We start from the raw sequence: 25,792 nt of genomic DNA on the forward strand, positions 1-25,792 counted from the left end.
CCCCGTGAACCAGCATGACCTCGATGTCCTCGACGAGATCCAACGCCGGGTGCTGTGGCTCGCCACCCGCATCGTGGACGCGGCCAACCACGAACGGGACACCGGCGACGGCGTGAAGGTCGGCGGGCACCAGGCGTCGAGCGCGTCGCTGGTCACCGCGATGACGGCGCTGTGGTTCGCGCACCTCGGTGCCGAGGACCGGGTCGCGGTGAAGCCGCACGCCTCCCCGGTGTTCCACGCCATCCAGTACCTGCTCGGCAACCTGGACCGGTCGTACCTGACGCGGCTGCGGGCCCGGGGTGGTCTCCAGTCGTACCCGTCCCGGACGAAGGACCCGGACGAGGTCGACTTCTCCACCGGTTCGGTGGGCCTGGGTGCGGCGGCGCCGCTCTTCGCGGCGGTCACCCGCCGCTACGTGGACGCGCACTTCGGTGTTCGTCCCCGGTCCCGGTTCGTCGCCCTCCTCGGCGACGCCGAACTGGACGAGGGCAACATCTGGGAGGCGGTCGCCGACCCGGCCACCACCGGGCTGGGCAACGTGATGTGGCTGGTCGACTTCAACCGCCAGTCGCTGGATCGGGTCGTTCCGGGTGTCCGGATCGACCAGTGGCGGGGCCAGTTCGAGGCCGCCGGCTGGCACGTCGTGGAGGTCAAGTACGGTCGCCGGCTCGCCGCCGCATACGCCCGCCCTGGCGGGGCGGCGCTGCGAGACTGGATCGACGCCATGCCGAACGAGCAGTACCAGTCCCTCTTCGGCCTCGCCGGGCCGCTGCTGCGCAAGCAGTTTCTCGACGGTGCGCCGGCCGGAATCGCGGAGCTCATCGCGGACATCCCCGATGACGAGTTGGGCCCGCTCGTCACCGATCTCGGTGGGCACGACCTGGCGGCGATGCTGGAGGCGTACGCCCAGTGCGACGCGGTCACCGACCGCCCCAGCGTGGTCTTCGCGTACACGGTGAAGGGCTGGGGGCTACCGATGGCCGGTAACCCGCGGAACCACTCGGCGCTGCTCACCACCGCGCAGGTGGACGCTTTGCGGGCTGCGCACGGCCTCAACCGGGACACCGAGTGGGACCGGCTCGATCCGGCGTCGGCGGCCGGTGTCCGGGCCGGGGAGCGCCGGGAGGCGCTGTCCCGCGCGCCACGCACGCGTGCGCTGGGTGTCAGCGTTCCGGAGGCGACCCGGGTACGCGCGAACAAGCCGGTCTCCACCCAGGAGGTCTTCGGCCGGGTGCTGGTTGACCTGGCTCGTGACCCGCAGGTCGGGCGTTACCTCGTCACCACCGCACCAGATGTGGCGACCTCGACCAACCTGGCCGGGTTCATCAACCGATCCGGGGTGTTCGCGCCCACCTCGCAGCGCGCGTGGTCCGAGGATCGGATGTTGCGGTGGACGGAGAGCCCGGCCGGCCAGCACATCGAGCTGGGCATCTCGGAGATGAACCTGTTCCTGCTACTCGGGCAGCTCGGCCTGGCCTGGGACCTGTCCGGGCAGCCGCTGCTGCCGGTGGGCACCGTGTACGACCCGTTCGTACTGCGGGGCCTGGACGCCTTCCTCCACGGCACCTACTCCGGTGCCCGGTTCGTGGTCGCGGGCACCCCCTCGGGCGTCACCCTCGCGCCGGAGGGGGGCGCGCACCAGTCGACGCTCACCGCCAGCGTCGGCCTGGAACTGCCGGGGGTCACCTTTGTCGAGCCCGCCTACGCCACCACCCTGGACTGGCTGCTCTGCGACGCGTTGGGGCAGATCGCCGGGGGAGCGGCGCCGGCCGCGACCGCCGCGCCCGGAGAGGACGGGGGATACTACTTCCGGCTCAGCACCCGTCCGGTTGACCAGGCTCCGTTCGCGGCTGCCCGGAGCCGGCTCGGCGACGCCGTGCTGCGTCGGCAGGTGCTCGCCGGCGGCTACCGGCTGGTCGATGCCCACCAGGCGTACCCGCAGCTCGTCGACGCCCCGGTCGTGCAGCTCGCCGCCTCCGGCGCGGTCCTGCCCGAGGTTCTCGCCGCCGCGGCCGAGCTGGCCGAGGAGGGGATCGCCGCGCACGTCGTGGATGTGACCAGCCTGGACCGCCTCTACCGGGCCTGGCAGCGTACCCTGCGCCAGGGGGTCCGCACCGCCACCGTGCCGAGCGTTCCTGGCGCGCTGCGTTCGGCCTTCGTCGACCGGGTGCCGGTGGTCACCGTGCATGACGCCGCGTCGCACGCGATGGCGTGGCTCGGCTCGGCGGTCGGCGCCCCGGCGGTACCCCTGGGTGTGGACGAGTTCGGTCAGTCCGGCAGCGTCACCGAGCTGTACGAGCTGCACGACCTGCTGCCGGGCAGCATTGTCAACGCGGCCCTCGCCGCGCTCTCTCTGCGCTGACCCCGATCGCTGACCGCCGACTCACCCGGCGGTCAGCGTCAGCGGGTCGGGGTGGGGGTGACCGGGGCTGGTGCCCCGGCCTCCGGGTTCTCCACGATGTGTCGTTCGAGGTTCACCTGGGCCTGGCCGGTGCCGCCGACCGTGATGTCGTCATACGCCTGGAGCAGCTTCTCCTCGTCGAAGTAGAGCACGGTCATCGACAACGGGGTGGGCTCCTCGCCCTCCAAGCCGCGTAGGCCGGCGCCGCCGGTCGAACCCTGCACCATCAGCAGCGTGGGGGACTGGTCCGGCTGCTGGGGCAGCCGGTACACCTCGCGGTTGTGGGTGTGCCCGGCGAGTACCAGCGGGGTGGCACCGGACAGCGGCCCCGCCGACGCCGGGTCGTGCACCAGCGCCACGTCCACCGGCTGGGGCGCGCTGCGGGCGGTTTCGGCCAACTGGTCGCCGCTGTCGATGAGCTGGTCGGCGGTTTCCCCGGTCAGGCCGCTGCCCGCCGGGGAGGTGCTCTTGTCCGGTGTGAAGCGCGGGTCACCGATCCCGGCGATGGTCAGCCCGGCGACGACGGTGGTCGTGTTGTCCAACACGATGGCGTTGCGCTGCTGGGCCACGGCCGCGGTCGTACCCCCCGAGTCGTGGTTGCCGCGGATGTAGACGTAGGGCTTACGGAGGAGCCCGATCGAGGCGACGTAGTTCGCCTCCGGCTCGCTGCCCCAGTCGGTGATGTCGCCGGTGTCGATCACGACGTCGATCCCGAACTGCTCCACCACGGCCTGGACGACCGGCCAGGCAGCCGGGTTCAGGTGCAGGTCGGAGATGTGCAGCACCCGTGTCGTGCCGGGCTGCGGCTCGAACACCGGCAGCTCCGAGACGGTGGTGTAGAGCTGGCTGACGTTGCCGACGATCTGCTGGAGCTGCTCGGCGTAGCGGGTGTAGTCGTTGGCGATCTGGCGGGCGTCGCCGATGAGTGCCGGCGCGTTGACCAGGAGTCCCTCGTAGCGTGGTTCTTCGATCGCCTGAGGTCGCAGGGTGGCCACCGCCGTGCCCAGGCTGCCCGTGGCGATCACGAGCGCGAGCGCCCCCGCCCAGGCCGTACGGCGGGTGTCGCGGAACACCAGCAGGGCCAGTAGCAGGGTGACCAGCACCGTGGCGGCGACCGTACGGGCACCGAGGCGCAGGACGCCCTCGCGGATGTCGTCCACGGCGGTCTGGCTCGCCCGGTTGAGGCTCTCCGGGTCGTGCAGCAGCGCCTCGGTGCGGTCCTGGTCCAGGGCGCCGAACTGCAGGGTCAGCTGGGTCGGTCCGTCGTGGCTGTCAAGCAGCAGCGCGCCGAGCGGCGGTACGTCGATGGTGGTGCCGCCGTGCAACGCCGGGGTCACCGTCAGGTTCGCCTGAAAGGGCCCTACCTCGGTGCTGACCCGGCCTCCGGCCAGCGTGCCGATCAACACCCCGGCCAGGGTCACGGTGAGTACGGCCAATGTCACCCCGACTGCTCGCAGCCTCCGCCAGCGGGCCGAACGGCCGTCGGACGGCTGGCGACGCAGCCGGACCCGCCGTCTCCAGCCCGTCTCCGGCGGCGGGCCGCCTCGGCTGTGCTGTTGCTCGTTCTCCTGACCGTCCATGCTGAAATTCTGACTCGCTCTGTCGAAAGGCTTGGAAGAATCCGGGCCGGTGTTGCTCATTGTCGTCTTTATCCGGCTGCACTGTCAGTTTTGACCAGCTTCGCGGTCAGCGTTGTCCGGGTCGCGCGGTCAGCTTCGTCCGGCTTCGCCGTCCGCGAACACCAGGCGTAGGAGACGGTCGTCCTCCGCCACCGGATCTCCGCGCCCGTCGTGGTTCGAGGTGCTCACCCAGAGCGAGCCGTCCGGTGCCGTGGCGACTGCCCGCAATCGGCCGTACTGGTTGGTGAGTAGGTCGCGTGGTTGGCCGAGCGTTCCGGCGTCGGTCAACTCGACCAGCCAGAGCCGCTGTCCGCGCAGGCAGGCCGTGGCGAGGAGATGCTCGGTCCGGGCCAGCCCGGAGCAGGAGGCGTCCGCCGGCGGCCACCAGACGATCGGGTTGACGTATCGGCTGTCGTCGGAGCGGCCCTCGACCTCCGGCCACCCGTAGTTGCCTCCCGGCTCGATTTCGTTGATCTCGTCCCAGGTGTTCTGGCCGAACTCGACGGCGTACATCCGGCCGTCGGCGGCCCAGGTGAGGCCCTGCACGTTCCGGTGCCCCAGCGACCAGACGGGCGAGTCGGGGAAGGGGTTGTCCGGTGCCGGCTCACCGTCGGTGGTGATCCGCAGAATCTTTCCACCGAGTCGGTTGCCATCCTGCGCCTGTTCCCGGTCGCCGGCGTCGCCGGTGCTGGCGTAGAGCTGCCCGTCCGGGCCGAAGGCGAGGCCGCCGCCATTGTGGGTGCGTGCCTTCGGGATGCCGGTCAGGATCGGGCGTGGCGGCTCGCCGAGGGTGAGCCGGGCAATGCGGTTGTCCTGCTCGGCGGTGTAGTAGACGAAGACCGTCTGGTCCCGCTGGTAGTCCGGGGAGACGGCGATCCCCATCAGCCCGCCCTCGCCGCCTGCCGTCACCTCGGCGAGGGTCTGGACGACGGTCACCCGTAGCCCGTCGGGGTCGGACTCGGGCCCGACCTGGAGAATTCGGCCGGTGTCCCGCTCGGTCACCAGCGCGCCCCCATCCGGCAGGAAGGCGATGCCCCACGGGGCTCGTAGGTCCTTCGCCAGCACGGTGGCGACGACCTCCGGCCCGGTACTCCCCGGCTCGGTGCTGGTCGGGGTGGGGAACGTGGGGGGCTCGCCGGCCGGGTCGGGCGCGGGCTCGCCGAAGCTGCAACCGGTGACGACCAGCAGCGCCGCGCACGACGCCGCGACGGTGGTCCGAAAGCGGAGGGTGCGCGGGTGCGCGGGACGGGCGCTCACCCGGACCAGCGTAGCCGGCCGACAGGCCATCGCGGGTAGCCGAGTGTGGCGGACCGGGGCGGGCGGCTCGGCCGTGGCGGCTGCCCCGTTCGAGTACGGTGTCCGCCCCGCTCGTCGGAGGGCCGCACCGAGGCCCTATCGTCGGCTGGCGTGAAGGTGTGGATTCCGCATGAGCACGGCCAGTCTCTGCTCGGTGACCTGCCGGCAGGGGCGACGGTGGAGGTGGCGGCGGAGCCGGACCGGCTCCCGTCCCCGGTGGCCGATGTCCGGTTCTGGGTGCCGCCGTTCCTGGCCGAGGCGAAGACCGCCGACCTGCTGCGGGAGCTGCCAGACCTGGAGGTGGTGCAACTCCTGACCGCTGGTGCGGACGCCTGGGTCGGCCGGATACCGCCGGGCGTGACGCTCTGTGACGCGCGCGGGGTGCACGACTCGGGCACGTCGGAGTGGGTTGTCGCTGCGATCCTCGCGCACCTGCGGTCCTTTCCCGCGCATGTTCGGGCGCAGGACCGTCGGGAGTGGGCGTACCGCGAGGTGGCCCCTACCGACGAGCTGGCCGGCAAGCGGGTGCTGATCGTCGGTGCCGGCTCGATCGGCACGGCGCTCAAGGCACGCCTCGCTCCGTTCGAGGTGGGTCTCACCCTGGTGGCCCGGACCGCGCGGCCCGGCGTGCACGCCGTCACGGAGCTGCCCCGGCTGCTGCCCGAGGCTGACGTGGTGGTGTTGCTGGTGCCGTTGACCGAGCACACCCGGGGGCTGGTGGACGAGGACTTCCTGGCGGCGATGCGCGACGGCGCCCTGCTGGTCAACGCGGCGCGGGGGCCGGTCGCACAGACCAAGGCGCTCGTCGCCGAGCTGGGAACCGGCCGGATCTCGGCCGTGCTGGACGTCACCGACCCCGAACCGCTGCCCGCCGACAACCCGTTGTGGGCGATGCCGAACGTGCTGCTCACCCCGCATGTCGCGGGCTCGGTGCAGGGCCTGCTCGCGCGGGCCTACCGGCTTGTGGGCGATCAGATCCGTCGCTACGCCGCGGGCGAGCCGCCGACCAACGTGGTGGTGGAGGGCTACTGAGTCGTTGGGCCTTGCCGGGCCTGGCCGGTGACCGCGACGAGCCGGGGCAGGTCATCATGGCGGACGGCGGGTAGCGTGACCGCCCGACCGTCGGTGAGCCGGGCGACCGCCCGGCCGTCGGCGTCCGCGCCCAGCTCGGCGATCTGGTCCCAGCGGATCCGGTGCTGCCCGGCGAGAGCCCGCAGGCGCAGTCCCTGAGAGTTGGCGTCGGTGCCGGCCCGCCACGCCCACCCGCCGAGGGCGAGCGGCACGAGGAGCACCGGCAACAGGTACCACCGGGCGGCGGCCAGGGGCAGGGCGCCGAGGAAGGCGACCACCGCGGCGACCAGTAGGGCCTGGTTGTGCCGGAACCGGAGGGTGTCGGAGCTGCTCACCCTCCGATGATCCCACCTGCTCCGAAGCGGTGTCGGGACGGGGCGGCCCGTTCGACGCAGGTGGCGGCACGTCGGTCACCGCCAGTGGTGAGGGGTTCTGACCCCCGCGTCCGTGGGCGGCGGGTCGAACCCCTCGTGGGTGCCGGGTCAGGCTGGGCCGTCGGGCACGTTGCCAGCGCAGTTGTTGGGCCGGTACACGCCGCCGCCGACGTTCGAGCGGGAGGTGTTGCTCTGGATAAGTCCATCCTCCACCATGGGCCTCTTCGGGGTGAGTTGCCCGTCAACATAGATTCCAGTAAATTGGATCGAGCTGTTTCCGGTGATGGCGGTGTCCGAGACTGTGCCGATGCCATCGTTAAGGATCAGTAGGCCGCCGGTTCTCCCGGAGCTGTTGTCGGTGAGAAGACTATGCCTTACTACCACGACGGCGGAGTTGCCGCTGCTTGCCACACCGCCGGTGCTGCCTGCGGTGTTCGCCTTCACCGCTGTTTTCTCCAGGGTCACCTGCCTCCCCCCGGAGGTATCGATACCCGCCGTCCCTGGCGGTGGCGGAATGACGACTCACGGTGGTGTGTCGCACGGTGGTGACGCCGGCGCGGTAAATGCCGTCGCCGTCGGTGTGTCCGCTGGTGATGGTGAGGTGGTTGAGGGTGAGGTCGTCACCGGCGTCGACGTTGATGATGCGGAACTGTTCGACGGCGGCGGCGGGGTTTGATGGTGGTGTGTTTGCGGCCGTTGAGGGCGATGGGGGTGGTAGTGGCCGCAGGCCGGCGTCGTCGATGGTGGCGGTGAGGGTGTGGGCGCACGTACTGGCGAGATCGAGGACGTCGGCACCGCGGGCATTGGCGAGCCAACGGCCCGGGTGGCCGACCGGGTGGGGTTCCTCGGCTACCGAGCGGGCGGTAGCAGCCATCCCCGACGCTGACCTGACAAAAAGGGGCAAAGGGGCAAAATCGAGAAATATCTACAAAATAGACAAGTCTCCTGGCTGTTGGCGTCGAACGGAGGCGCGGTCGGGGTGAAATTGGGTTCGAGGCCACGTGCGACTTGAAACCATTCGAGAAAGGCGATGGTGGTGGCGTTACGTAAAGTGTTTGATCGACTGCCGAGCGATTGAATTTAAGAGTTACTAAGGTAATTCTAAGGAAGCGTCTGTCAGTAGATCCATCTGAATGTCAAGGAGTCGGGCAGGATTCTGTCCACCACTGTTGAAAATATTCGTTGACAAGAAACGGAATTGCGTTCCGGTGGCCGGATGGGTGCCTACCTATGTAGAGTCAGCCACCGGTGCGGCGGATACGGGTTCCGGCTCCTCCGCCGCGGCATATCCGATCGGCATACGAGGAGGACGACGTGACGATTCAGAAGGTCGTGAGACTGGTCGCTGTTGTTGTAATCGCCGTGACGGGGTTCGCGAATCCAAACGATCCAGGGGCCGAGCAGCAAGACAAGACATCCGCCACCAACGGTGAATCGCGGGTCTCGTTTGCCGAGTCGTGTCCATGTCCGATGTGAGTCGTGTCCGTGCCGACGACCAGGACGGCCCCGTTAGCTGGGTAGGTGGAGTGTCGGCTGGCGTTCCTGGGGGTAGAGCATCTCCTGCATCCCGGGCCCACCCCAGGGGCCCTCGTAGCGGATCACCACCACGTCGCCGGCGACGACCTCCTTGGCCAGGATGGCGGTGACCGGGGTTTCGACAACAACCACGAGGGTGCGCTCCGACGGTCCAGGTGTACCGTCGGAGCGCATCCGCACGAGTCAGCCGAAGCAGCCTGGGACCGGTTGCGGGCTGCCAGTACAGTTTGTGGGCCGGTTGTCGGTGATGATGACCTTCCCCGTGGTCGTGACCACCCCCGCGTTGTAGACACCTCCGGGTGGGTCAACGGCGATGTTTTCGACAATCCGAGTGTCGGTCAGGGCGACCGTGCCATCGATGCCGACATAGAGTCCACCGCCCTGGGCGCCCGCACCAGCGGCCTGGTTCCAGGCGACCAGACTCCGGCGGATCGAGATGTTGTTGCCGGAGAAATCGTCCTCGATCCATACTCCGGCACCGTCACCAGCCGTGGTGACGTTGTCGGTGATCGCGCTGTCGTCGATCGTCACACCACTGAACGCGGTGACCGCTACCCCGCCGCCTGCGGTCTGTGCCGTGTTCCCCCGGACGGTGACCGCGGTGGCCAGCAGGGTGTCACCGCTGTTGTCCGCGATGCCCCCGCCGATCGCGGCAGTGTTCCCCGCAACCGTGCTGTGGAAGATCTTCACCGTGTTGCCCTGATTGATGAGCCCGCCACCGCTTGCGGTCGCGCGGTTGTCTCGGATCAGGGTGTGCGAGATCGTCGTTACTCCGCCGTCGTTCTCGAGGCCACCGCCGGTATCGCTAGCGATATTTCGGGTGATCTTGGATTTTTCCACTGTGACCAGACCGCCGAGGTTGTACAGGCCGGCACCGTCCTGAGCGGCGGTGTTGTCGGTGATGGTGCTGCGCTCGACGTGGGTCGCACCCTGGTTGGAGATGCCGGCACCGTCGGCGTTCTGGCCGTTCGTGACGTTGCCGGCGATGGTCGTCCGCGTGACCCGCAGCGAGGCGCCCTCCTGTACGCGGATTCCGCCGCCGCTCTCGTCATCGGGAGCCCGACCGTTCGTTACGGCCAGATCCCGCAGCGCCAGCTTCCCGCCGCTGGCAACGTCGAGGATACGGAATGCCTCGGCGCTCGCCGCCCGCGTGATCCGAGCTCCGTTCCCGTTGATCGTAATCGGCTGGACCACCGGTGGCAGGCCGTTGCCACCGTCGCCAGTGGTCAGTGTGTAGGTGCACTTCTTGGTCAGCGAGAGCACCCCGCCGCCGTTCGTGTTGGCCGCGGTGATCGCCGCGATCAGGCTGTCTGCGTCGCAGGGGACCTGACGTTCGCGGTGGTCGGAGCTGTGCGCTTCCGTTGTCGGTTTCCACTCCGGGGCACCCGCGGTGCCCCACTCGCCGCCCCACTCGCCACCTCCTGTCTCCCCCCACTGTGCGGAGCGCCCTGGGTGGTTGTCGGCGACAGCCCCGGGCCTCTGCTCGGCCTTCGTGTCACCGGCCAGCACCGGCGGTGCGCCGGTCCCGGTGACCGCGACCCCGGACAACCCGACAACTCCGGTCAGGGCGGCGGCGCGTACCGGGCCCTGTGCCCACCACCCGCGGTTGGTGAATCTCCTTGCGGACACGCTTCACGCTCCTCGTCCGTCTGGTCTGACAGGGACTTTCCACGTGACGAATCAAAGCCACAAAACGGATACAACCATGATGCGAGCCCTTTATGGGGCAAATCGGTGAAAACCGCTCACGAGGTATGTTCTGGTACTGGACCGGCAGCGGAGATCGCGGCGGCGGCCGGGGCGACATCGTGGGCAGCGACTTCTACGACATCCCCACCAGAGCGAAGTGGCACAACGGATCAATGGGGTTGGCCGGTGAGGCCGCGCACGCGGCAACGCCACGGCATCGACATCGGTTATCCGGCAGGATCTGCTGCCGGGGCTGTGGCCAGTGCGAGGAGCGCAGCGAGCGGGCCGGCCCGGTCGGCGGCGATGACCGGGAGCTGGCCGTTCACTCGGGGACGCGGCGGTAGGCGCCGTCGCTGGCCGAGGTGGTCATGGCGGCGTACGCGCGCAGCGCTGCGGAGACGGGGCGCTGCCGCTCCGCCGGCGTGTACGGGCGGTCTCGCTTCTCCTGTGCGACCCGGCGGGCGTCCAACACCTCGGCCGGTACGGCCAATTCGATGGCCCGGTTCGGGATGTCGATGACGATCTCGTCGCCCGGTTCGACCAGGGCGATCAGCCCACCGGCGGCGGCCTCCGGGGAGACGTGCCCGACGGACAGTCCGGAGGTGCCGCCGGAGAAGCGGCCGTCGGTCAGTAGCGCGCAGGCCCGCCCCAGCCCTCGGCCCTTGAGGAACGAGGTGGGGTAGAGCATCTCCTGCATCCCGGGCCCACCCCGGGGGCCCTCGTAGCGGATCACCACCACGTCGCCGGCGACGACCTCCTTGGCCAGGATGGCGGTGACCGCGTCGTCCTGGGACTCGTAGACCTTGGCGGGGCCGCGGAAGGTCAGGCACTCCTCGGGTACCCCGGCGGTCTTCACCACGCAGCCCTCCGGTGCCAGGTTGCCGTGCAGGATGGCCAGCCCTCCGTCCGCGGTGTACGCGTGGGCCCGCTCCCGTACGCAGCCGTCGGCCGCATCTGTGTCCAGTGTCGACCAGCGGTTGGTGGTGGAGAACGGCTCGACGGTGCGGACCCCGCCCGGTGCGGCATGGAACAGCTCGACCGCCGTCGGTGTCGCGGTGCCACCCCGAACGTCCCAGTCGGCGAGCCAGCGCTCCAGCGAGGGGGAGTGCACCGCGTGGACCTCCCGGTTGAGTAGGCCGGCGCGGTCCAGCTCACCGAGGATGGCCGGGATGCCACCGGCCCGGTGGACGTCCTCCATGTGGTAGTGGGGAGAGTTCGGTGCGACCTTCGCCAGGCAGGGCACCCGCCGGGAGATGGCGTCGATGTCCACCACCCCGAAGTCCAGCTCGGCCTCGCGGGCGGCGGCCAGCAGGTGCAGGATGGTGTTCGTCGAACCGCCCATCGCGACGTCGAGGGCGACCGCGTTGTCGAAGGCGGCGCGGTTGGCTACCGCACGGGGCAGCACCGTGGCGTCGTCCCCGTCGTACCAACGCTTGGCGATCTCGACGACGGTGCGGCCGGCCTCGACGAAGAGTGACCGGCGGGCGGCGTGGGTCGCCAGCGTTGACCCGTTGCCGGGAAGGGCCAGGCCGATCGCCTCGGTGAGGCAGTTCATCGAGTTGGCGGTGAACATGCCGGAGCAGGAGCCGCAGGTGGGGCAGGCCGAGCGTTCGATCTGGCCGAGCTGGTCGTCGGTGACCGCCTCGTTGGACGCAGCGATCATCGCATCGATCAGGTCGATCTTGGAGTGTACGACCCCCTCGATCGCGACGGTCTTGCCGGCCTCCATCGGGCCGCCGGAGACGAAGACAGTTGGGATGTTCAGCCGCAGCGCGGCCAGCAGCATCCCGGGAGTGATCTTGTCGCAGTTGGAGATGCAGACCAGGGCGTCGGCGCAGTGGGCATTGACCATGTACTCCACGGCGTCGGCGATCAGTTCCCGGCTTGGCAGCGAGTAGAGCATGCCGCCGTGGCCCATCGCGATGCCGTCGTCCACGGCGATGGTGTTGAACTCCCGACCCACCCCGCCGGAATCGGCTACCGCCTCGGCCACCAGGCCACCGAGCTCCTTGAGGTGGACATGCCCCGGAACGAACTGGGTGAAGCTGTTGGCGATGGCGACGATCGGCTTGCCGAAGTCGTCGTCGGTCATCCCGGTGGCCCGCCACAGGGCTCGGGCGCCCGCCATCGTCCGACCGTGGGTGGAGGTCCTCGACCGCAGCTCAGGCATGCATACCAGTCTGACACCGTCGCGAGTTCGACCCGAGCCCGCGCAGGACGTGTCCCAACAGATGCACACCCGGCCCCCCAAACCGGGTGTTGATCCGGCAGAGTTGTGCTGTGTTGTCGCCTCCGGGCCGGTTTCGCAGCGCGGTGCGGAGCGGGCTAACCCTCAGTCCGGTCGCCACCTCGGTGGTGGGCGGTGCCCGTCGGTTGTCGGTGCCCCGGCCCGCAGCGCTCCTCCTCCTTGCCGTGGCCGCCGTCATCGGTCTGGTTGCGGTCGTAGCCGGCGTGGCGGTGATGGTGACCGCTGCCGGGCAGCCGAAGCCGGTCCCTTCGGTCGGCTGGGCCGAGGTGGTCTCCCTGGCCGCCGCGACCAGCGGGCTGCTTTTCGGGACGGGGCTGCTCTGCCTCCCCGGCATGGCCCCCACCGTCGGCGCGGCCACCCGGCTGTCGCTGGACGGGCTGATCATCGCCGTCGCGGTCTGGTTCGTCGGCTGGGTGCTCGTCGCCGAGCCGACCCGGCTGCTCGGTTCTGCCCCGGTGGTCGGCGCGCCGATCCTGCTCGCGACCGCCAGCGCGGCACTGATCGTGGGCCTCGCCACCGTCGTGGTGTTTCGGGTCTCGTCGCCGCGGCGCCGGCTCGGCGCGCTCGCCGGCGGCTCCGCCGCGACGACCGTCGGTGGGCTCGGCGTCGCCACCGGGCTGTTCCAGGCCGACGAGGGGCTGGCGGTGGGCGGAGCGGCGGTGGCTGTCGCCGGCCTGCTGACCGTGGCGCTGGTGCTTCGCGGGTTCGATCGCCCCTGCGAGTCGGACATCGACCCGACCCGGCGCGAGGGGGAGCATGCGGTCCTGCCGATACTCGCGATGGCCGTCTCGGCGGTGTACCACCATCTTCAGGATGGCCGCTTCGGTCCGTACGGCGTGGCTGCTTTCAGCGTCGGGGGCTTCGCCCTGGTCGCCCGGCAGTACCTGACCCTGCACGATGTCCGCCGGTACGCGCGTCGGCTGGTCGAGGGGGAGGCGCACTTCCGGGAGTTGGCACACACCGACGCGCTGACCGGCCTGGCGAACCGGCGGGGACTGCTGCGGGACCTGCATCGCTGCGCGGAACGGGGCACCGGGTGCGTCCTGTTCCTGCTCGATCTGGATGGTTTCAAGAACGTCAACGACGTGCGTGGACACGACGCCGGGGACGCTGTCCTGGCCGAGGTGGGCCGGCGGCTACGCGGTCCCCTGCGCTCCGGCGACGTGGCGGCCCGGCTCGGTGGGGACGAGTTCGCTGTGCTGTTGCCCGGCCCCCCGCCCACCACCGACCAGGTGGGGGAGCGACTCCTCGCGGCGCTGGGAGCCGCGTACGAACTGCCCGAGGGGCCGGTCTTCCTCTCGGCGAGCATCGGCATCGCCGGCTGGGCTGGCCAACCCGATGTTGAGCTGTTGCTGCGCCACGCCGACCTGGCCCTGCGCTACGCCAAGCAGCGCGGCAAGAATCGGTTCGAGCGGTACGACGTCGCCTATGACCAGCTGTTGAGCCGGCGGGCCACGCTGGAGCACGAGCTGCGGGGTGCGATCGAACGCGACGAGCTGCGGCTGGTGTTCCAGCCGGTGGCGTCGCTGCCCTCCGTGCGCCCGGTCGGCGCCGAGGCCCTGCTCCGGTGGCGTCATCCGGAGCTGGGCGCGGTCCGGCCGGATGAGTTCATCCCGCTCGCCGAAGAGTGCGGCATGATCGCCAAGCTGGGGGCGTGGGTGCTGGACCAGGCCTGCTATCAACTCTCTCGTTGGCTCGCCGACGGACATGACGTCTGGGTGTCGGTCAATGTGTCGCCTCGAGAGCTACACGCGCCGGCGTACGTCGGCCAGGTCACTGACGCGTTGCGCGTACACCGGGTTCCGCCGCAGCGTCTGGTGCTGGAGGTCACCGAGCACGCCGTCGCGACCGATCTGGACGAGCTGATCCGGCGGTTGACGGCGCTGCGCCGGACCGGCGTTCGGATCGCGTTGGATGACTTCGGCGCCGGCTACTCCTCCCTCGGCCAGCTTCGTCGGCTCCCGCTCGACATCCTCAAGATCGACCACAGTCTCGTCGCCGGGCACGAGCCGGTTCACCCGGTGGACGCCGACGGTCCAGCGTTCGCCCCGATGGTCGACATCGTCATGCGCCTGGGGCATCAGTTGGGTCTCGGGGTTATCGCCGAGGGTGTGACGACGCCAACCGAGCTCGCCGAAGTGGTAGCTGCGGGCTGCCACTTCGGCCAGGGCGCACTCCTCGGCTGGGGGGTGCCGGCCGAGCACCTGGAGGCGATGTTGGAGGCGGCCACCTCGTCGAAAGCCCCGCCGGTCGCCACGTCGGCACCGCCCGTGCTGGCCTCCGGTCCGCCGCCGCCCCGACGGCTGCCGTCTCTGCCCGTGCCCGGGCAGCCGGTGTCGGAGTAGCCCGGGTCGGAGCCGGCCCGGGTCACGGCGGGCCGGGCCGGCGGTGCTGAATCCGCTGGACGGGGAGTTTCGACGGATCCGTTAACCAGAATGTGGGAACGTTTGACTCATTGCTTGAGAGCCGGCATGCTTGTCGCCATGTCGTCGTACCGGTCGCTGCGAGTACTTACCTGAGCGCACTCTCCCACTGAGAGTGCGCTGGCCCCGTGCATCCCGCACGCGGGCTTTTTTGTTGCCGTCAGATCCGCCGGGCGCTCCGCCGGCGTTCCACCGCAGTACCCATCGCACCCTCCAGCCGAAGGCCTGAACCGCCATGACGAGACCCACACCCGAGACCCTCGCCAACTCCGCCCGGCGGGCCCGTGCGGCCGTCGAGCAGCCCCGCGACACCGACCGACCCCGCGGAGCGGCCACCCCGACCGTTCCGGCGGTACGCACCCCTGCCCCCGCCCCCGCCCAGGTCTCCGGTGCCGGCTCCCTCGTGCGATGCCTTGAAGCGCTCGGCGTCGATGTCATCTTCGGCATTCCCGGCGGCTCGATCCTGCCGGCGTACGACCCGTTGTACGACTCCACGGTCCGGCACATCCTGGTCCGGCACGAGCAGGGCGCCGGGCACGCGGCCACCGGGTACGCGCAGGCGACCGGGCGGGTCGGCGTCTGCGTCGCCACCTCCGGGCCCGGTGCGACCAACCTGGTGACGCCGATAGCCGACGCGTACATGGATTCAGTGCCGCTGGTGGCGATCACCGGCCAGGTCGCCCGGCCGTCGATCGGCACGGACGCCTTCCAGGAGGCGGATATCCAGGGCATCACGCTGCCGATCACCAAGCACAACTTCCTGGTTCAGAGCGCCGAGGAGCTGCCCCGGGTGCTCGCCGAGGCGTTCCACCTCGCCGCAACCGGCCGGCCCGGCCCCGTTCTGGTGGACATCCCCAAGGACGTCCTCCAGGCGTCGACCGTCTTCACCTGGCCGCCGACGCTCGACCTGCCCGGCTATCGGCCGACGCTGCACCCGCACGGTAAGCAGATCCGGGAGGCGGCCCGGCTGATGGCCATCGCCCGCCGGCCGGTGCTCTACGTCGGTGGTGGCGTGCTCAAGGCCGGCGCGACCGACGGGCTGCGCCAGCTCGCCGAACTGACCGGGATCCCGGTGGTCACCACCTTGATGGCGCTCGGCGCGTTCCCCGACTCACACCCGCAGCACCTGGGCATGCCCGGCATGCACGGGACGGTCGCGGCGGTCTACGGTCTCCAGAAGGCGGATCTGATCATCGCGTTGGGGGCGAGGTTCGACGACCGGGTGACCGGCCAGCCGGACTCGTTCGCTCCCGACGCGACCGTGGTGCACGCCGACATCGACCCGGCCGAGATCGGCAAGAACCGGCACGCGGACGTGCCGATCGTGGGGGATGCCCGGCACGTCATCGACGAACTGGTCGGCGCGGTCACCGTCGAGCAGTCTGCCGGCCACCGGCCCGACCTCGACGACTGGTGGTCCCAACTGCAGGAGCTGCGCAAGCGCTACCCAGTGGGGTACGAGGAGCCGGCCGACGGCACGCTTTCCCCGCAGTACGTGCTCAGCCGGCTCGGCGAGATCGTCGGCCCGGAGGCGGTGTATGTGGCGGGCGTGGGCCAGCACCAGATGTGGGCTTCCCAGTTCATCTCGTACGAGAAACCGCGCACGTGGTTGAACTCCGGCGGCCTCGGCACCATGGGGTACGCGGTGCCGGCGGCGATGGGTGCCAAGGTCGGCCGGCCGGAGACGGTGGTCTGGGGGATCGACGGCGACGGCTGCTTCCAGATGACCAGCCAGGAGCTGGCGACCTGCGCGTTGGAGGGCATCCCGGTCAAGATTGCTGTGATCAACAATGGCAATCTCGGCATGGTGCGACAGTGGCAGGCACTGTTCTACGGGGAGCGCTACTCCAACACCGACCTCGGTACGCACAAGCATCGCATTCCGGACTTCGTCAAGCTCGCCGAGGCGCTGGGCTGCGTCGGGCTGCGCTGCGAGACGGCGAAGGACGTCGACAAGACGATCGAGGCGGCGATGTCCATCAACGATGCCCCGGTGGTCATCGACTTCGTGGTCGGCAAGGACGCCATGGTGTGGCCGATGGTCGCCGCCGGGACCAGCAACGACGAGATCATGTTTGCCCGTGGTGTCCGGCCGGTCTTCGACGAGGATGACGTCTAGCCATGGCCGATCGCACCGGGTGCCGCGGGGCCCGGGAGAACCAGACGAGGAAGGCAGCATTGTGACCATGCATACGCTCTCCGTGCTTGTGGAGAACAAGCCCGGGGTCCTGGCCCGGGTGTCCGGGCTGTTCTCCCGGCGCGGCTTCAACATCGGCAGTCTGGCGGTCGGAGAGACCGAGAATCCAGATGTCTCCCGGATCACCATCGTGGTCAACGCTGAGTCGTCTCCGCTGGAGCAGGTCACCAAGCAGCTCAACAAGTTGGTGAACGTCATCAAGATCGTTGAGCTGGACGCCCAGGTGTCGGTGGCCCGGGAGTTGCTGCTGGTCAAGGTCCGCGCCGACCGCAGCGCCCGTGGTCAGGTGCTGGAGACGGTGAACCTGTTCCGAGCCCGGGTCGTCGACGTCGCACCGGACACGCTGACCGTCGAAGCGACCGGCACTGCGGACAAGTTGGCTGCTCTGCTCCGGGACCTCGAGGCCTTCGGAATCAAGGAGATGGTGCAGTCCGGCACGGTCGCGATCGGCCGTGGGTCCCGCTCCATCACCGCCGGTCCGGCGCTTCGGGCCGCCTGATCCGTACCCCACCAGATCTCCGATCGGCCGCTGGGACGCGGCCGTACGAAAGGGAAGTTCATGAGCGTTGAGGTTTTCTACGACGACGACGCCGACCTGGGCCTGATCCAGGGCCGCACGGTCGCCGTGATCGGGTACGGCAGTCAGGGCCACGCCCACGCGCTGTCGCTGCGTGACTCCGGTGTTGCGGTGGTGATCGGTCTGCCCGCCGGGTCGAAGAGCCGGCCGAAGGCGGAGGAGCAGGGACTACGGGTGCTGACCCCGGCCGAGGCCGCGGCCGAGGCCGACATCATCATGATCCTCGCGCCGGATACGGCCCAGCGCGCCCTCTACACCGATTCGATCGCGCCGCACCTCACCGCCGGCAAGGCGCTCCTGTTCGGGCACGGATTCAACATCCGGTACGGGCTGATCACGCCGCCGGTCGACGTGGACGTGGCGATGATCGCCCCGAAGGGCCCCGGCCACCTGGTCCGCCGGCAGTACGTCGACGGCAAGGGCGTGCCCTGCCTGGTCGCCGTCGAGCAGGACGCCAGCGGCAGCGCACTCGGCCTGGCTCTGGCGTACGCCAAGGCCATTGGTGGCACACGGGCCGGCGTGATCAAAACCACCTTCACCGAGGAGACCGAGACGGACCTCTTCGGCGAGCAGGCGGTGCTCTGCGGTGGTGCGGCGGCGCTGGTGCAGACCGGCTTCGAGGTGCTCACCGAGGCCGGCTACGCGCCCGAGGTGGCCTACTTCGAGTGCCTGCACGAGTTGAAGCTCATCGTGGACCTCATGTATGAGGGCGGCATCGCTCGGATGCGGTACAGCATCTCGGACACCGCCGAGTACGGCGACCTCTCCCGCGGCCCCCGCGTCATCGACTCCCAGGTCAAGGAGCGGATGCGCGCGGTCCTCGGCGAGATTCAGTCCGGTGAGTTCGCCCGGGAGTGGGTCGCCGAGGACGAGGCCGGCCGCCCCAACTTCGCCAAGTGGCGGGCGGAGGGCGCGGCGCATCCGATCGAGGAGACCGGCGGCAGGTTGCGCGCCATGATGAGCTGGGTCGACCGGCCTATCACCGAAACCGCCTGATCCAAGGGCCCCCCGGGCGTCCCTGGTGCGAGGGGCCCCGGGCACCGCGGACGCCCGTGACCTGACGCTCTCCCTCCCCGGCGTTGGGTCACGGGCGTCCGGCTGCGCTGCGGCGCCGACGGGCGGTGCGCAGCCGGCCGCGACGGGCGGGCCGCTGTGAGGGCACTCACCCTGATCACCGGAGCGCCGGCCCCGATTGGCCCCTACGATCCCTGTTAGGTGCGCAGCCGGCACCGGACGGCCATGGCCGGATCGCGGGCGGGACGCAGCGCTGCCCCCGCCGCCCGGCCGACCGCTTAGACGACACTTAGAGGACCAATGAATCCGGTCGTACTGATCGCCGAAGAACTCGCCCCCGCCGCCATCGAGGTGCTCGCCCACGACTTCGACGTCCGACATGTGGACGGCACCGACCGCCCGACCCTGCTTTCGGCGCTCTCCGAAGCTGACGCTGTCATCGTCCGCAGTGCGACCCGAATCGACGCCGAGGCGATCGCCGCGGCACCGCGGCTCAAGGTGGTCGCCCGGGCCGGTGTCGGCCTGGACAACGTCGAGGTGCCGGCGGCCACCACCCGCGGTGTCATGGTCGTCAACGCCCCCACCTCCAACATTGTCTCCGCGGCCGAGCAGGCGGTCGCCCTCCTGCTCGCCGTCGCGCGTAACACCGCCAGCGCCAGCACGGCGCTGAAGGTGGGGGAGTGGAAGCGGTCGAAGTACACCGGCGTGGAGGTACAGGGCAAGACCGTCGGGGTGGTCGGCCTCGGGCGTATTGGTGTCCTCTTCGCGCAGCGGATCGCCGCGTTCGGTACCCGGTTGATCGCCTATGACCCGTACATCCAACCGGCGCGGGCCGCGCAGCTCGGCGTCCGCCTCGTCGGCCTGGAGGAGCTGCTGCGCCAGAGCGACTTCATCTCCATCCACCTGCCGAAGACGTCGGAGACGGTGGGTCTGATCGGGGAGAAGGAGCTGGCGATCGTCAAGCCCGGGGTGCGGATCGTCAACGCCGCCCGGGGCGGCCTCGTGGACGAGCAGGCCCTCGCGGACGCGATCGCTGAGGGGCGGGTCGCTGGGGCCGGCGTTGACGTGTACGCCAAGGAGCCCTGCACCTCATCGCCGCTGTTCGCCTTCGACAACGTGGTGGCGACCCCGCACCTGGGCGCCTCCACGCACGAGGCGCAGGACAAGGCGGGCCTCGCCGTGGCCCGCAGCGTGAAGCTGGCGTTGCAGGGTGAGTTCGTGCCGGACGCGGTGAACGTGCAGACCGGTGGCGTGGTCGCCGAGGATGTCCGGCCGCTGCTGCCGCTGGCCGAGAAGCTCGGCCGGGCCTTCACCGCGGTGGCCGGCGGGATCGCCGCGAGCGTGACCGTTGAGGTGCGGGGCGAGGTGGTCAGCAACGATGTCTCGGTGCTCAAGCTCGCGGCGACCAAGGGGCTGTTCAGCTCGGTGGTGGAGGAACAGGTCACCTACGTCAACGCCCCGCATCTGGCGGCCGAGCGGGGGGTCGAGGTGTCGCTGGCTACCAGGCCCGAGACGGCCGACGGACCGGTGCTGGTCACCATCCGGGGCGCCCTGCCCGACGGCCGGACGGTGAGCGTCTCCGGCACCAGCGTCACCGGTGCCCGGGACGTCAACAAACTGACCGAGGTGGACGGCTTCGACGTGGAGATCGGGGCGGAGGGCATCCTCGTCTTCCTCCGTTACGCCGACCGGCCGGGTGTTGTCGGCGCGGTCGGCACCCTGCTTGGCGAGGCCGGCGTCAACATCGCGGCGATGCAGGTGGCCCGTCGGGAGGCCGGTGGGGAAACGCTGATGACCCTCACCGTTGACCAGGCCCTCGGAGCCGACCTCCTCACCTCCGTCGCCGATTCGGTCGGTGCGACCTCGGTCAGCGCTGCCGACCTGCGCGACGAGTGATCGCGAGCCACGGAGGGCTCGGCCCGCGTCGGGCCCTCCGTGGCCGTGGTAGCTCCCGGGGCGGTTAGCTGTCGGTGTGGTTGGGCGGTGGATAGACCGAACCGTCTTGGACGTCGAAGAGCATCAGCCGGTGTTCGCCGGCCAGCCGCTCGATGTCCAACAGCACCTGGTCCGCGCAGGTCGGATGCAGGTTCAGCTCGACGTGGTCGCCGGCGGTGTGTAGCGGCGTCACCGCCCAGGGGGTGTCTGCCAGGCCCGGCCGCTCCGGGTATGCGGCGGTGATCGCCCGATAGAATTCGACGACCCGTGGGTCGGGGTGGCGATCAGTGTGCTGCCCCGCTCGGCACCGCCGCACGGCTGTTCGTACGTCCTCGGGCGTTGCCCCGGGCGCCAGAGCCCACACGCTTAGATCGAAACTCACGGCGGACAGCGTGCCATTTGTCGTTCGCCATGTCGAAGTCACCCTACCCCAACCAGCCCATACTCCCTTTAGGAGGGTCCGCAGTGGATCCTCTTGCGTGGAGTTATGTCAATTCGCTAGCGTACCGATGCGGTAACTGGCTGAGTCCGTGATGTGGGCCCGTCTTCGGGTGACGAGGTTGACGTCCGGTCCGGCTGGTCCGCACCCCTCGGGTGCGCGAGCCACGCGCAATCGTCGCTGACCGGCCCTCACGGTAGTTGCCGAGACTGTGGGGGCCGATCGTGAGCCCGGGCGGGGCGGGTGCCGCCGCGGCGCCGATCAGCGGCGGTGGGCGTGCAGGACGCGGTAGTCCGTCCCACTGTGGAACCAGACCAACCCGGCCGGACCGGCGGCGTAGAGCGCGGTGGCGTAGGCGTCCGCGACGGCGAGGTCCGGCCCGACGACGGTGGCGGCGATGAACTGGTCGGCGGGTTCCCCGGTGTGCGGGTCCACCACGTGCCCTCGTCGTCCGGTCACCCCGGAGGTACCGATCGCCCCAGCGGTCATCTCCAACACCAGTGGTGCTTGGCGCCGGTCGGTGGGGTGGTGCACGGAGACGCGCCACGGTCCCCCGTGCGCGGCGTGCCCGCGTACGACGAGGTCGGCGCCGGTGAGCACGGCGTAGTCGTGGATCCCCCCGGCCCGCAACCGCGCCGCGGCCCGTTCTACCGCCCACCCGCCCAGGAGTCCTCCCGGGTCGAAGCCGCCGGGAACTGCCCAGGCGTCGAACCAGCCGTCGGTCGCGGCCCGCATCGCGGTGCAGCGATCCACCAGGTCGGCCAGGGGCGGGTACGACTCGGGGCTGACCTCTCCTCGCCGTAACCGTGAGACCAGACTCTCCGGCCGGTTCGGCCCGTAGGCCAGGTCGATCGCGCGTAGCTCCGCGACGGCGTCCCGGAGCGCCGCGCCGACGCCCCGGCGACCAAGCCAGTCCGGTGCGTTGAACAGCAACGTGTACTCGGCGATGGTGGTGCGGACGGTGTGCGTGACGGCGATCCGTTCCCCGGTTGTCGGGCCGGCTCCGCCGACCTGCCGCTGGGGGCCACCGAGGCGAAGGTCCGGACGCGGCTGTGGTCGGAGTGGCGACGGGCCGCGCCAGCGGCTGCGGTACTGTTCGTCGATCCTCATTCTCATTCCGCCTTCCGGCCGACGGTCCCGTTGCGTCGCGGCGCTGGTTGGGCCTTGGCTGCGGCCCGTGGCCCCGCTGCTGATCAGGATAGGCAGCGGAGATCACCTCTGAATGAATGTCACCTGAAAGCCTCCTGTGCATCTGTTTTCCCGCATCATGGAAGGGTCGTACCGATGCTCGGGACCAGGGCGTACGGTCGGTGCCGAGAGCGAGGCGAAGGAGTCGACGTGGCACGGATCGCGGTGGTCGCTGGGGACGGAATCGGCCCCGAGGTGGTCGCGCAGGCCCGCAAGGTCATCGATGCGGTGGTCCCGAAGGTGCAGGCCACGGAGTACGACCTGGGTGCCGTGCGTTACCACCGCACCGGCGAGGTGTTGCCCGACTCGGTTCTCGCAGAACTGGCCGGGCACGACGCCATCCTGCTGGGTGCGGTCGGTGACCCGAGCGTCCCGCCCGGCGTGCTGGAGCGGGGCCTGCTGCTGAAGCTGCGGTTCGCCTTCGACCAGTACGTCAACCTGCGTCCCGCCCGGCTCTGGGCCGGTACGAGCGGTCCTCTCAGTGGCGTCAAGCCCGGCGAGGTCGACCTGGTGGTGGTTCGCGAAGGCACCGAAGGGCTGTATGCCGGTGCGGGCGGGTCACTACACCGCGGTACCGCGGCCGAGGTCGCCACCGAGGAGAGCCTGAACACCCGGCACGGGGTCGAGCGGGTGATCCGAGACGCGTTCAACCGGGCGGAACGGCGGGAACAGCGCAAGGTCACGCTCGTGCACAAGACCAACGTGCTCACCCACGCCGGCTCGCTCTGGGCCCGTGCCTTCGCCGACGTCGCCGCCGAGCACCCGGACGTGACCACCGAATACCAGCACGTTGACGCGGCCGCGATGTTTCTGGTGACCCAGCCCCAGCGGTACGACGTGCTGGTTACCGACAACCTCTTCGGTGACATCCTCACCGATATCGCCGCCGCGGTCACCGGCGGAATCGGGCTCGCGGCCAGCGGCAGCATCAATCCGGAGCGCGCATACCCGTCGATGTTCGAGCCGGTGCACGGCTCCGCGCCGGACATCGCCGGTCGTGGCCTGGCCGACCCGGTGGCAGCGGTACTCTCCGCCGCGCTCCTGCTCGACCAACTCGGCCACGCCGAGCCGGCATCCCGGATCACCGCCGCCGTGGCGGCGGAGCTTGCCGGGCGGGTGCCGGGCGTGCCGATCCGTACCGAGGAGGTCGGCGATCGGCTGGCCGGTCACGCGGCCGGCTGAACCTTTGGCCGCCTTCGCGGCCCGCGACCAGTCACGCTGTGTAGGCAGCCGGAAACCCGGCTAATGCCGGGTGGACAGCCGGGACGAGCCATCCGCGCGGCGGTCCTGCGGTCGGTACCCGGCCGGAGCGGGCGTCGCCGGGTGCCGCTACCCGCTGAACGACCGTTCGGGGTAAGTTGCTCGCACCAGCTCGGCACGCGGGTCCGCATGCCGTCATCATCCATTCCAGGGAGGTCAGCGCGATGAGCGGTGGTGACAAGCTCGAGTTCGAGATCCGTCCGAATTCCGCGCCGGTATCCGCAGCGGACCGGGCCGCGCTGCTGGCGAACCCGGGCTTCGGGCGGGTTTTCACCGACCACATGGTCACTATCCGCTACGCCGCTGGGAAGGGCTGGTACGACGCGCGGGTCGAGGCGCGGGCGCCGATCCCGATGGACCCGGCCGCTGCGGTCCTGCACTACGCCCAGGAGATCTTCGAGGGCATGAAGGCGTACCGCACCGCCAGCGGTGGCGTGACGATGTTCCGGCCGTACTCCAACGCCGTCCGGTTCGCCGCGTCCGCCCAGCGAATGGCGATGCCCACCCTGCCCGAGCAGACCTTCGTCGACTCGCTGCGCCGGCTGATCGAGGTGGACCGGGACTGGATTCCCGAGGGGGAGGACGGCAGCCTCTATCTGCGGCCGTTCATGTTCGCCAGCGAGGTCTTCCTCGGGGTGCGTCCCGCCAACGAATACCTGTACGCGGTGATCGCGTCCCCGGTCGGTGCGTACTTTTCTGGTGGGGTGAAGCCGGTCACCGTTTGGGTCTCGCCGGACTACACGCGAGCCGCGCCCGGGGGCACCGGCGCTGCCAAGTGCGGCGGCAACTACGCCAGTTCGCTGGTCGCCCAGGCAGAGGCGATCGAGCACGGCTGCGACCAGGTCGTCTTCCTGGACGCGGTGGAGCGCCGCTTCGTTGACGAACTGGGCGGCATGAACCTCTTCTTCGTCTACGACGACGGCACCCTGGTCACCCCGCCCCTGACCGGGACCATCCTGCCCGGCATCACCCGGGAGTCGGTGCTCACGCTCGCTGCCGCCGCCGGCCACCGGGTGGCGGAGCATCCGATCTCGTTCGCCGACTGGCAGACCGACGCGGCGAGCGGTCGGCTGCGCGAGGTCTTCGCCTGCGGCACGGCCGCGGTGATCAATCCGGTCGGGACGGTGCGCTCTGCCGACGGTGAGTTCCGTGTCGGTGGCGGTGAGCCCGGCCCGGTCACCATGGCCCTACGCCAGCAACTCGTCGACATCCAGCGGGGTAAGGCCGCGGATCCGCAGAACTGGGTCTACCGCGTGCTCTGAGGATGCGGCTACTCCAGCAGGTGGTCGCGGAGTGCGGCCACCTGTGCGTCGGTGACACCCGCGTGGCGTAGGTAGCCCTCAACCGAGCCGTAGCGGTCACGCAGTTCGGCGAGGAACAGCAGCATCGCCTCCTCGGGGCAGCTCAGCGGTGGCAGCGCCGGGTGCACCGCCCTGCCCGTCGCGGTGAACCAGGCCCGGAAGCGCTCGCCAGCCGCGGTGCTCAACGCGTAGTCCGTGGCGATGTCGTCGTCGGAGACGCCCAGCACGGCCAGGGTGAGACCGCAGACGATGCCGGTTCGATCCTTGCCGGCGACGCAGTGCACCAGGAGTGGGGCGTTGGTCTCGTCCGCGATCAGTCCGATCGCGGCGGCCAGCCCGGCGGTGCCGGTCGTGGCCATGTCGGCGTACCGGTCGGCGAGGTAGCGGGCGAGATCGGCACCGGCCTGGTACGGGGTAGCGGACCATTCGGCATGCTCTGGGTGGATATGCCGCCAGGTCAGCCCCGCGAATTCCGGGATCCGACCATCCCGGTCCACCTCGTACGGCCGGCGTAGGTCGAGCACGGTGCGGACGCCGTACGAGGCGAAAGCCGTCCGGTCGGCGCCGGCCAGCCGGTGTGGGGCGTCCGATCGGAAGAGTCGGCCACTTCGGACGATGCGCCCGTCCTGGCCGGCGGGCCCCCCGACGTCGCGGAAGTTGAACAGGCTGTCGAATTGAGTTAGCTCAATCGGATCCACTCTGACACGGTAGCGGTAGACCGAGCGCACGTGGTCCTACCGATCACCGTTCTCGCGCGGTGCCCGGTGGGATAGCCGAGTACGTGTCGCCGTAGTAGCCACCGAGCTTGTCCCGGTACGCCGGGTCGGTGTCCGCCGTCTCGTCGTACTCCGGCGCGGCCCTTATCTGATCCTTGCTCCGGTCGACGTGGACCTTCCGTTTGTTGTGGTCAACGTGGTTGACGGTGCCGGCGGGGAGCATGACCCTGCGACCGAAGAACCACGGGCCGGTGTCCACCACGAGGTAGCTGGAGTTGACCGCGTGGCTGGCCTGGTCCACCTTGCCGATTCCGCCGTCACACGCCTCGACCTGGTAGCCCGCCAGGTCGATTCCGGTCACGGTGGTGTCGGCGCGGTATCGCCACGGGTCGAAGGCGCTGCCGGGCTGAGATCTGGCCACCTCGGGGCCTTACCCGGTGGCCGCGCCGGGTACACCACCAGTGTGGGGTCTACCGCGCGGGGACCGATCCGCGGAACCGGCGGGAGA

20 protein-coding genes and 2 pseudogenes are annotated in these 25,792 nt (G+C 70.0%); 11 read left to right on the plus strand and 11 right to left on the minus strand.

Features of this window, described 5'->3' with window-relative positions; genetic code table 11:
* Positions 1–4: 4 nt before the first annotated feature.
* Positions 5–2,362, plus strand: a complete 2,358-nt coding sequence (locus tag STROP_RS06155) for a transketolase-like TK C-terminal-containing protein (protein WP_011905124.1) — start codon at positions 5–7, stop codon at positions 2,360–2,362.
* Between the two features lie 38 nt (positions 2,363–2,400).
* On the opposite strand, the gene STROP_RS06160 is transcribed toward STROP_RS06155, so the two are convergent.
* Positions 2,401–3,981, minus strand: a complete 1,581-nt coding sequence (locus STROP_RS06160) for a metallophosphoesterase family protein (protein WP_026274963.1) — start codon at positions 3,979–3,981, stop codon at positions 2,401–2,403.
* A 129-nt stretch (positions 3,982–4,110) separates the two neighbouring features.
* Positions 4,111–5,277, minus strand: a complete 1,167-nt coding sequence (locus tag STROP_RS06165; RefSeq protein ID WP_026274962.1) for a PQQ-dependent sugar dehydrogenase — start codon at positions 5,275–5,277, stop codon at positions 4,111–4,113.
* A gap of 150 nt (positions 5,278–5,427) precedes the next feature.
* On the opposite strand from STROP_RS06165, the gene STROP_RS06170 reads away from it, so the two are divergent.
* Complete coding sequence (locus tag STROP_RS06170; RefSeq protein ID WP_026274961.1) at positions 5,428–6,348, plus strand: 2-hydroxyacid dehydrogenase; 921 nt, start codon at positions 5,428–5,430, stop codon at positions 6,346–6,348.
* Here the strand turns inward: STROP_RS06170 and STROP_RS06175 are convergent.
* Positions 6,342–6,722, minus strand: a complete 381-nt coding sequence (locus STROP_RS06175) for a PH domain-containing protein (RefSeq protein ID WP_011905128.1) — start codon at positions 6,720–6,722, stop codon at positions 6,342–6,344. The genes STROP_RS06170 and STROP_RS06175 overlap by 7 nt on opposite strands.
* A 258-nt stretch (positions 6,723–6,980) precedes the next feature.
* A pseudogene (locus STROP_RS26110) lies at positions 6,981–7,572 on the minus strand (right-handed parallel beta-helix repeat-containing protein); the annotation flags it as partial.
* On the opposite strand from STROP_RS26110, the gene STROP_RS25995 reads away from it, so the two are divergent.
* A complete protein-coding gene (locus tag STROP_RS25995) occupies positions 7,519–7,647 on the plus strand; it encodes a hypothetical protein (RefSeq protein ID WP_018830215.1) in 129 nt (42 codons plus the stop codon). The pseudogene STROP_RS26110 and the gene STROP_RS25995 overlap by 54 nt on opposite strands.
* A 428-nt stretch (positions 7,648–8,075) precedes the next feature.
* A complete protein-coding gene (locus STROP_RS25060) occupies positions 8,076–8,237 on the plus strand; it encodes a hypothetical protein (protein ID WP_155247199.1) in 162 nt (53 codons plus the stop codon).
* Between the two features lie 69 nt (positions 8,238–8,306).
* Here STROP_RS25060 and STROP_RS26325 read toward each other — a convergent pair.
* The 3 genes and pseudogenes from STROP_RS26325 to ilvD all read right to left on the minus strand — a co-directional run.
* Positions 8,307–8,408 (minus strand): annotated as a pseudogene (locus STROP_RS26325) (dihydroxy-acid dehydratase); the annotation flags it as partial.
* 72 nt (positions 8,409–8,480) lie between these two features.
* Positions 8,481–9,926, minus strand: a complete 1,446-nt coding sequence (locus tag STROP_RS06190) for a right-handed parallel beta-helix repeat-containing protein (protein WP_011905131.1) — start codon at positions 9,924–9,926, stop codon at positions 8,481–8,483.
* 382 nt (positions 9,927–10,308) lie between these two features.
* On the minus strand, positions 10,309–12,156 hold the full coding sequence (gene ilvD, locus STROP_RS06200) for a dihydroxy-acid dehydratase (RefSeq protein WP_026274960.1): 1,848 nt from the start codon (positions 12,154–12,156) through the stop codon (positions 10,309–10,311).
* Positions 12,157–12,299: 143 nt separating this feature from the next.
* Between ilvD and STROP_RS06205 the strand changes: the two genes are divergently transcribed.
* The 5 genes from STROP_RS06205 (at position 12,300) to serA (ending at position 20,341) form a co-directional block, all read left to right on the plus strand.
* Positions 12,300–14,579 (plus strand): putative bifunctional diguanylate cyclase/phosphodiesterase, encoded by a 2,280-nt coding sequence (locus STROP_RS06205; protein ID WP_238380306.1) that lies wholly within the window; start codon positions 12,300–12,302, stop codon positions 14,577–14,579.
* Between the two features lie 313 nt (positions 14,580–14,892).
* Positions 14,893–16,776 carry an acetolactate synthase large subunit gene (locus STROP_RS06210; protein ID WP_011905135.1) on the plus strand — a complete coding sequence of 628 codons (1,884 nt, stop codon included), beginning with the start codon at positions 14,893–14,895 and terminating at the stop codon, positions 16,774–16,776.
* A gap of 61 nt (positions 16,777–16,837) precedes the next feature.
* Positions 16,838–17,353 (plus strand): acetolactate synthase small subunit, encoded by a 516-nt coding sequence (gene ilvN / locus STROP_RS06215; RefSeq protein ID WP_018830209.1) that lies wholly within the window; start codon positions 16,838–16,840, stop codon positions 17,351–17,353.
* A 60-nt stretch (positions 17,354–17,413) separates the two neighbouring features.
* Positions 17,414–18,427 carry a ketol-acid reductoisomerase gene (gene ilvC, locus STROP_RS06220; protein WP_011905137.1) on the plus strand — a complete coding sequence of 338 codons (1,014 nt, stop codon included), beginning with the start codon at positions 17,414–17,416 and terminating at the stop codon, positions 18,425–18,427.
* A gap of 318 nt (positions 18,428–18,745) precedes the next feature.
* Complete coding sequence (gene serA / locus STROP_RS06225; RefSeq protein ID WP_011905138.1) at positions 18,746–20,341, plus strand: phosphoglycerate dehydrogenase; 1,596 nt, start codon at positions 18,746–18,748, stop codon at positions 20,339–20,341.
* A gap of 64 nt (positions 20,342–20,405) precedes the next feature.
* Here the strand turns inward: serA and STROP_RS06230 are convergent, their stop codons facing one another.
* The gene (locus STROP_RS06230) at positions 20,406–20,762 is read right to left on the minus strand and encodes a hypothetical protein (protein ID WP_230582467.1); all 357 of its coding nucleotides are present in this window, start codon (positions 20,760–20,762) and stop codon (positions 20,406–20,408) included.
* A gap of 318 nt (positions 20,763–21,080) precedes the next feature.
* On the minus strand, positions 21,081–21,935 hold the full coding sequence (locus STROP_RS06235) for an FAD:protein FMN transferase (protein WP_011905140.1): 855 nt from the start codon (positions 21,933–21,935) through the stop codon (positions 21,081–21,083).
* Positions 21,936–22,157: 222 nt separating this feature from the next.
* Between STROP_RS06235 and STROP_RS06240 the strand changes: the two genes are divergently transcribed.
* Positions 22,158–23,189, plus strand: a complete 1,032-nt coding sequence (locus tag STROP_RS06240) for a 3-isopropylmalate dehydrogenase (RefSeq protein ID WP_028565384.1) — start codon at positions 22,158–22,160, stop codon at positions 23,187–23,189.
* A gap of 242 nt (positions 23,190–23,431) precedes the next feature.
* Positions 23,432–24,529, plus strand: a complete 1,098-nt coding sequence (locus tag STROP_RS06245; RefSeq protein ID WP_011905142.1) for a branched-chain amino acid aminotransferase — start codon at positions 23,432–23,434, stop codon at positions 24,527–24,529.
* An 8-nt stretch (positions 24,530–24,537) separates the two neighbouring features.
* On the opposite strand, the gene STROP_RS06250 is transcribed toward STROP_RS06245, so the two are convergent.
* Together STROP_RS06250 and STROP_RS06255 are read right to left on the minus strand one after the other, a co-directional pair.
* The gene (locus tag STROP_RS06250) at positions 24,538–25,266 is read right to left on the minus strand and encodes a tyrosine-protein phosphatase (protein ID WP_187151584.1); all 729 of its coding nucleotides are present in this window, start codon (positions 25,264–25,266) and stop codon (positions 24,538–24,540) included.
* A 43-nt stretch (positions 25,267–25,309) separates the two neighbouring features.
* Positions 25,310–25,705, minus strand: coding sequence for a PRC-barrel domain-containing protein (locus STROP_RS06255; RefSeq protein ID WP_011905144.1), 396 nt, complete (start codon positions 25,703–25,705; stop codon positions 25,310–25,312).
* Positions 25,706–25,792: the final 87 nt, after the last annotated feature.

The sequence above is a fragment of the Salinispora tropica CNB-440 genome (assembly GCF_000016425.1).
In the GTDB taxonomy this organism is placed as follows: Bacteria; Actinomycetota; Actinomycetes; order Mycobacteriales; family Micromonosporaceae; genus Micromonospora; species Micromonospora tropica.